Genomic DNA, 4378 nt, shown 5'->3' on the forward strand with positions numbered 1-4378 from the left:
AAAACTGCTATATTTTATTAATATTTAAATATATAGTTAATATAGCAGTCTAATGTCGAAAAATAAAACTATAATGATACTATAACTATAATTATATTAAAAATGTATTTTTATAATATTATGAAGAAAACTTATTAGCCTGCTAAAACTAACATATAGACTGAAAATAGAAAATTATTAAATCTTGCAGAAGAATAAAATATTACAAATAACTAAATACAATAGTATATACAATAAGCGAATTGTAAAAAATAGTAAATTAAAAATGAGAGATATTCAATGTTCATTAAAGGCATGTATCTCTTATTTTTTTTTATATAAAAAACCATAGAAATCACTTGATAATTATATTTTTGAAAAAATTGTATATAACATAATATAGCAGAGTTACTTATGAGGGTAAAATAGCTATAAGCGACTATTTATAAGGTTTTACGATAATATTAAGAACGCATTCTAGTGCAACAAAAAAACATTAAAATTGAAAAATAACAACAAATATGGAGGTGATATCTATAAGATTAAAATATATAAAAGAATTTAATGTAAGTGATAGAAGAGCATTAACTGCAATAGCTAAAACTTCTATTGCAACAGAACAGCAATTGCAAACAATGATAAGTAAAAATAGAATTTACAGTTATATTAAAGAAGGTATTCTTAAAAAAGATATTTATTATAATCCAGTTCCAGCAAAATCCATCCAAGCCTTCAGATTAACCCAATATGGTCAAAAAATAGCCACCTATTACTTCAACATCAAGGATTTCCAACACTCAGAGAGCATAACACATGACATAATTATAGCTAACAAATATTTCTCTTTATCCTTAAAAGAGCAGAAAACCTGGCTCTCTGAAACAATAATAAAGAAAATATTGCAGGAAAGAGAAGATGAATTTGAATCAGAGAAAGAATATGGAGCATTGGATGGAATTTATAAAAAACTTGATGGAAAATGGACTGGCTTTGAGGCAGTAACTAGTAGTTATAGAGATAAAGATATTATTGCAAAGAAAAATACCTGCAAATTATTGAAGCTAAAATATGAAGAAGGGAGGCGATAGAAATGGAAGAGATAAAAACAAATTATTATAGAAATAAAATTAAACTGGAATTATGCAGAAAATACGAGAATTATATTTTTTTGATTTATTATATGAGCTCTGAGGCTAGAGGGGGAGTATTGCAGGAACAAATAGTTCAAGGAGCATTAAAGTTGAGTTTAGATACTACTAAAAGAACTATATTAGCTAAGTTGTTAGAATTAAAGAGGTCAGAGATAATAAAAGAAATTAAATACAAAAAGAACAGCAGAATAATAATGCTTAGAAAATTTGCTATAAAATATTTAAAAAAACAATGGTTTCAAGATGTTAAAAGTGTTCATATTCCAAATTTGGAAACAACCCATTTGAAATATATATTTAGAGCAGAGTATTTCTTAAAGAATATAATTCCCAAGATAAGGGTTAATGGATTAAGGGGAATGCAGTTATATTCTAGATATTGTGAAGAAGGAAATAGTTTTGTAGGTAATAGTGAAGGTTATATGGAATGTTTTTATGAATCTTTTTTAAGATATATGAATGAAGATGAAGTAAATAAAGATATTAAGTATTTACAAGAAAAAATACAGATACAGGTTAATAATATGCTTAAAAGAAAAAAGATTGATAATGATGATAAATATGAGAATACAACAATAGATACTATAATTAATAAGAAGAATGTAATTATAAATGAAGTAGTTAAAAATAAAGCTGGTGGATTTACAATAGATGTTGTCTATCTTAATTATAAGAATAAGCTGAATGTAGAAGAAGTTCTTATTACAATTTCTAGAGTTTTTGAGTTGTATAGAAGGCTTTTTAATTGGAATTATAATATATATGTTAATTTTGCTGTAGCTTGTATAGATAAAGATGCATGTTTAAGAAGTAAAAATGATTTGCAAGATAAGATTAACTCAAGTGAACTAATTAAAAAATATAATATTAATTCTGCTTTTTTAAAAATTGCTATGTTAAACTATGATATTGCAAAGAAATATTTTAAATAAAGAATTAACAAAAAGGTAATATTATTAGAAGTATTACCTTTTTGTTTGGAAAATTAACATTTTTCATAAGTTCCTTTTAAAGTATACTTAGATAAAATATGTTCGTTCATTTCATGATATAATTCATTTAGCAAGAATCCATTCTGTAAATTTAATAATTTATCCAATGCAAATACATGAATCTCATAAAGATGTGCTTTATCTGGAGGAGTCATTCCTCCATAGTAAGAAGAAAGTTCTCTGGACTGTTGATTTCCTTGTATACTAGTCCAACTATTAGAACCCTGTATAAAATCATTTGCTGTTTGGCTTTCATTGTCCAGTAATTCATTACGTGTTAAATTTGCTACAAGCCAATGTATCCATACAAATCCTCCTGTTACAGGATATGAGTCTTTATCTTCTAATACAATTGCAAATGAAACAGTGTCTTTAGGAGCATCTTTTATTTTTATTGGTAATGAAAAGGTAGGTATACCATTTTCATTAAAATGATTTCCATGTCCACCATATTGATTTTGAATAATACCATTTATAATTCCTGTACTTGTAACTACCATATTATAATATTACCTCCTTATTTCTTTTCAATAGAAATTATAACAACAAGAATTTATATGGTAAATTACCCACTTTTTTGTTAGTATTAATCAGCAACAACATGTTTTTCGATTAATACATTCTCCATACCATTTGTTTTTAAATAATTTATGCCAATATGTTGCATGACTTTTAAAGCTTTAAGTATCTCTTTACCCATATCATCTGTAAGGGAATATTCAACATGAAGAGGATATCCAACAAAGCATTTCTTTTCTATAAATCCATAATCAATAAGTTCATTTAATTGTTCTAATAACATTTTTTGATTAATACCTTCAATATCTTTTTCTAATTTTGATAATGAAGTTGCACCTAGGCGTAGTCTCCATAAAATTATAGGTTTCCACTTTCCTTTAATCATATCATGTATTAATTCTAATGGGCATGTATAATTTTCTCTTATTTTCAAGTTATAACCTCCAATAAAACATATTTATAGTAAACTAATGCTTTTTACATATAATTTTTTTAATAAAAATTTATTGATTTTTATTAATGAGAGAAGATAAGAAAACTTTAGATGTTGCAGTAGCAAGATTTAATATTAGTTCTTTATCTTTATCAGAGATATTATTAATGTTAATATCTAATTTATATTTTCTTATAACAAATTGAATGAAACTACGAGATAAATCTCTTGATTCACAGGAATTATCTATATTTAGAAGCTCATCAGCAGAAATCCTAAATAAATTACATAACTTATAGATGATAGATAGGTTTGGCTATAATTGTCCTTTTTCATACTTTGTTACATTGCTTACAGATGATATTTCAAGAGCATATGCCAACTCTTGCTGAGTCATACCAGCTTCTTTTCTCAATCTTTTTATATTTTCTCCAATAGTATTATTCATATTTTTTATCCACCTTTGTTTTCTATATTAGAAATAGTATAACATAAATATTCTAAGATAGAATATTTATGATGGTTATGAACAGTTCTTATCTGAAATTATTTGGTTCTGATAAGTTCACACCTTTATCTGAAAGAGTTATATTTTGGTATTCTGCTATCTATAATATAAAGAAACAATAAAAAAGGAGTGTGATGTAAAGTGGAAAACACAGTATTAATTGCAGTAGATGCAGGAAAAGATACAACTAAATATGTATGGAAAAATGAGAATGGAATACAGAGGGGGAGGTTTAGAACTAAAATAAAAACAATCGAGAATTGTGGAGTTGATATTACTGGAAAGACATTTAAGGTTGAATTTGAAGGCATAGAATATCTGGTTGGAGATATGGTTGATGAAAGCAATCTAAGCTTTGATTTAACTAAACAAAGCATAGAACACAAGATGGCAATATATGTGGCTATATGGAATATATTATTAATTGAAAAGAGTGATAGAGTAAAATTAGCAATAGGTGCACCTGTAAATATCTATAAAAATAAAAAGCTAAAAGATTCATATAGAGAATACATTTTTAATAATGGAATAGTTGATATTACTGTAAATGATAAAAATATTAAATTTGTAATAGATGATGTTTTAGTTTTGCCAGAAGCTATTGGTCCAGTCTATGAAAATATAAATGAATATAGAAATACAAGAGTTAATGTAATTGATATTGGAGGATTAAATGTTAATATATGCAGATTTAATAATTTAGTACCTGATTTAGAAAGTTTGGATTGGTTATAATTAATTAGACAGTAATTATTCGGTCATGATATAATATAAAAAATTGTGAAAAAGGAGAAGA

Annotated in this window: 6 protein-coding genes; 3 read left to right on the forward strand and 3 right to left on the reverse strand. The window is 25.5% G+C overall.

Going from position 1 to position 4378, the window contains the following annotated elements; translation table 11 throughout:
- Positions 1-500 precede the first annotated feature (500 nt).
- Together Q0F58_RS17495 and Q0F58_RS17500 are read left to right on the forward strand one after the other, a co-directional pair.
- Entirely contained in the window at positions 501-1067 is a 567-nt protein-coding gene (locus tag Q0F58_RS17495) for a hypothetical protein (protein WP_294379150.1), read from the forward strand.
- A 2-nt stretch (positions 1068-1069) separates the two neighbouring features.
- Complete coding sequence (locus Q0F58_RS17500; protein WP_294379151.1) at positions 1070-2062, forward strand: hypothetical protein; 993 nt, start codon at positions 1070-1072, stop codon at positions 2060-2062.
- Positions 2063-2115: 53 nt separating this feature from the next.
- On the opposite strand, the gene Q0F58_RS17505 is transcribed toward Q0F58_RS17500, so the two are convergent.
- From Q0F58_RS17505 to Q0F58_RS17515, 3 genes are all read right to left on the reverse strand, one after another.
- Positions 2116-2622, reverse strand: coding sequence for a YbhB/YbcL family Raf kinase inhibitor-like protein (locus tag Q0F58_RS17505; protein WP_294379152.1), 507 nt, complete (start codon positions 2620-2622; stop codon positions 2116-2118).
- Positions 2623-2708: 86 nt separating this feature from the next.
- On the reverse strand, positions 2709-3074 hold the full coding sequence (locus Q0F58_RS17510; RefSeq protein ID WP_294379153.1) for a helix-turn-helix domain-containing protein: 366 nt from the start codon (positions 3072-3074) through the stop codon (positions 2709-2711).
- Between the two features lie 316 nt (positions 3075-3390).
- On the reverse strand, positions 3391-3522 hold the full coding sequence (locus Q0F58_RS17515) for a helix-turn-helix domain-containing protein (protein ID WP_294379154.1): 132 nt from the start codon (positions 3520-3522) through the stop codon (positions 3391-3393).
- 201 nt (positions 3523-3723) lie between these two features.
- On the opposite strand from Q0F58_RS17515, the gene Q0F58_RS17520 reads away from it, so the two are divergent.
- Positions 3724-4317, forward strand: a complete 594-nt coding sequence (locus Q0F58_RS17520; protein ID WP_294379155.1) for a hypothetical protein — start codon at positions 3724-3726, stop codon at positions 4315-4317.
- Positions 4318-4378: the final 61 nt, after the last annotated feature.

This window comes from uncultured Clostridium sp. (genome assembly GCF_934754915.1).
In the GTDB taxonomy this organism is placed as follows: Bacteria; Bacillota; Clostridia; order Clostridiales; family Clostridiaceae; genus Clostridium.